The 2,618-nt window shown below is 67.6% G+C and carries 4 protein-coding genes; 3 read left to right on the top strand and 1 reads right to left on the bottom strand.

The window, feature by feature from the left end; genetic code table 11:
• Positions 1 to 15: 15 nt before the first annotated feature.
• From divK to Q0L11_RS18605, 3 genes are read left to right on the top strand one after another with little or no spacing between them, the layout of a single operon-like run.
• Positions 16 to 381 carry a cell-cycle response regulator DivK gene (divK, locus tag Q0L11_RS18615; protein WP_296599222.1) on the top strand — a complete coding sequence of 122 codons (366 nt, stop codon included), beginning with the start codon at positions 16 to 18 and terminating at the stop codon, positions 379 to 381.
• Positions 382 to 383: 2 nt separating this feature from the next.
• A complete protein-coding gene (locus tag Q0L11_RS18610; protein ID WP_296599221.1) occupies positions 384 to 1,748 on the top strand; it encodes a PleD family two-component system response regulator in 1,365 nt (454 codons plus the stop codon).
• Between the two features lie 49 nt (positions 1,749 to 1,797).
• Positions 1,798 to 2,499 carry a hypothetical protein gene (locus Q0L11_RS18605; RefSeq protein ID WP_296599219.1) on the top strand — a complete coding sequence of 234 codons (702 nt, stop codon included), beginning with the start codon at positions 1,798 to 1,800 and terminating at the stop codon, positions 2,497 to 2,499.
• Between the two features lie 65 nt (positions 2,500 to 2,564).
• On the opposite strand, the gene rpmG is transcribed toward Q0L11_RS18605, so the two are convergent.
• Positions 2,565 to 2,618 (bottom strand): 50S ribosomal protein L33 (gene rpmG / locus Q0L11_RS24710; RefSeq protein ID WP_367183462.1); only part of this gene is annotated, 54 nt, incomplete at its 5' end.

Raw genomic sequence — 2,618 nt, 5'->3', positions numbered from 1 at the left:
AGCGTCGGGTCCCGAATGGCCAAGAAGGTCCTCATCGTCGAGGATAACGAGCTGAACATGAAGCTCTTTCATGATCTGCTCGAAGCCCAGGGCTACGAAACCCTCGAGACCCGCGAAGGTCTCGCGGCGCTGTCGCTTGCGCGCGAGCACAAGCCCGACCTGATCCTGATGGATATCCAGCTTCCGGAGATCTCGGGCCTCGAGGTCACCAAGTGGCTGAAGGAAGACGACGATCTGGCCCACATCCCCGTGGTCGCGGTCACCGCCTTCGCCATGAAGGGCGACGAGGAGCGGATCCGGGAGGGCGGCTGCGAGGCCTATATCTCCAAGCCGATATCGGTCAGCCACTTCCTCGACACCATCAAGCGGCTGCTCAACTAGTCATGAGCGCGCGGATCCTGGTCGTCGACGACATCGAATCGAACGTCCGCCTGCTCGAGGCCAAGCTGTCGGCCGAGTACTACGACGTGCTGACCGCCAACGACGGCCCGACCGCCCTGGCCATCGCCGCGTCCGAACAGCCCGACATCATCCTGCTGGACGTGATGATGCCCGGCATGGACGGCTTCCAGGTCTGCCGCCGCCTAAAGGACGACCCCGCCACGCGCCACATCCCGGTGGTGCTGGTCACCGCCCTGGACGGCCGCGCCGACCGCGTGGCGGGGCTGGAGGCCGGGGCCGACGACTTTCTGACCAAGCCCATCGACGACGTGATGCTGTTCGCCCGCGTGCGCAGCCTGACCCGCCTGAAGGCGGTGATCGACGAACTGCGGGACCGCGAGGCCTCGGGCCGCCGCATGGGCGTGATTGCCGGCGCCGCCTCGCGCCTGGGCGGCTCGGGCGGGCGCATTCTGATCGTCGACGACAACCAGCGCCAGGCCGAGCGGGTGGCCGCCGAACTGTCCGTCGAGCACCGCCCGGTGGTCGAGACCGAGCCCTACAAGGCGGTGCTGACCGCGCGCGGGCCGGTGGACCTGGTCATCGTCAACGCCAACGCCAAGGCCTTCGACGGCCTGCGCTTCGCCGCCCAGCTCCGCTCGGACGAGGCGACCCGCAGCCTGCCGGTGCTGGCCATCGCCGACTTCGACGAGCGCCAGAAGGCCGTGAAGGCCCTCGAGATCGGCGTGAACGACATCCTGGCCCGCCCCATCGATCCGGGCGAGCTGGCGGCGCGGGTGCGCACCCAGATCCGCCGCAAGCGCTACACCGACTACCTGCGCTCGAACCTGGACCATTCGCTGGAACTGGCCGTCACCGACCAGCTCACCGGCCTGCACAACCGCCGCTACATGACCGGCCAGCTCGAAGCGCTGGTGCGCCGGGCGAACCAGGGCGGCGAGCCCGTCTCGCTGCTGGTCATCGACATCGACCACTTCAAGCGGGTGAACGACAGTTTCGGCCACGACGTGGGCGACGAGGTGCTGGCCGAGTTCGCCGTGCGCCTGGCCTCGAACGTGCGCGCCATCGACCTGCCGGTGCGGCTGGGCGGCGAGGAGTTCGTCGTTGTCATGCCCGACACCGAGCTGGAGGACGCGCGCCGCATCGCCGAGCGTATCCGCCTGCACGCCGCCGGCGCCCCGTTCCGGGTCATGGGCGGCGAGGAGCTGCTGTCGGTGACCATCTCCATCGGCGTGGCCACCAGCTCGGGCTCGGAAGACACCCCCAACGCCCTGCTCAAGCGCGCCGACGAGGCCGTCTACGAAGCCAAGTCCAGCGGCCGCAACAAGGTCATCGCCCGGGCGGCGTAGCCGTCGGCCGAATTCCTTCTTAGGCTGCTCGCCAGGGAGGAAGTTCCACATGAGATCATCCGTGGTTGCCGCGCTGGGTTTGGCCTTGGCGATCTGCTCGCCGGCTACGGGTCAGGGCGTGGAGGAGATCGTCGTCACCGGCAGCCGGCTGAGCGAGTACGATGCAAACCAGACGCCGCAGGTCACGCTACGCAAGCGGGCCGATAACCTCATCACGGCGGTGACGGTCGTTTGCGACACCCGCGATGAGAGCCAGCGCAAGAGCGAGTTAAAGGCGACGCTGCGGAACATGATCAAGGCCGCCGCCCAGGACAAGCATATCGCCCTGGCCGTCGGCGAGGAGGTGCTGGGCGACTTCGACGAGACCATGCTGGACAGCGTGATCGTCAAGGTGGCAAAGCCCGACACCAGCAGCGCCACCGTGATCGTGAAGACGGCGGTGTCAGCGGACGACACCTTCGACTCGGCGACAGGGCGGATCGAGACCTTCGCCGAGCGCACGCCGAAGGTCGGCCGCACGGAAATCCTGCTGCCGAACGACTGGCAACTGACGCTCGTCAATCCGAGCCAGTACCGGCCGGAGGTCGCGCGGCTCGTCGCGGAGGACGCTCGCCGCATGGCGACGCTGTTCGGGGACGGCTACGGCGTGGAGGTGCAGGGGTTGCAGTTGCCGGTGTCCTGGTACCAGGCCGGACCACTGGATCTGGCCATCTACATCCCGTACCGGCTGACCGTGCGCCCGATCCGGTAGGCGCAACGAAAAACGCCCGGCGGTGAGGCCGGGCGTCTTCATGCGAAACCAGTGGGTCGGTCGACCTACTTGATCTTGCCTTCCTTGAACTCGACGTGCTTGCGCACGACCGGGTCGTA

Origin of the sequence: Phenylobacterium sp. (genome assembly GCF_024508875.1) — a bacterium.
Classification (GTDB): domain Bacteria; phylum Pseudomonadota; class Alphaproteobacteria; order Caulobacterales; family Caulobacteraceae; genus Phenylobacterium.
This window is presented reverse-complemented; position numbering and strand designations above follow the sequence as displayed.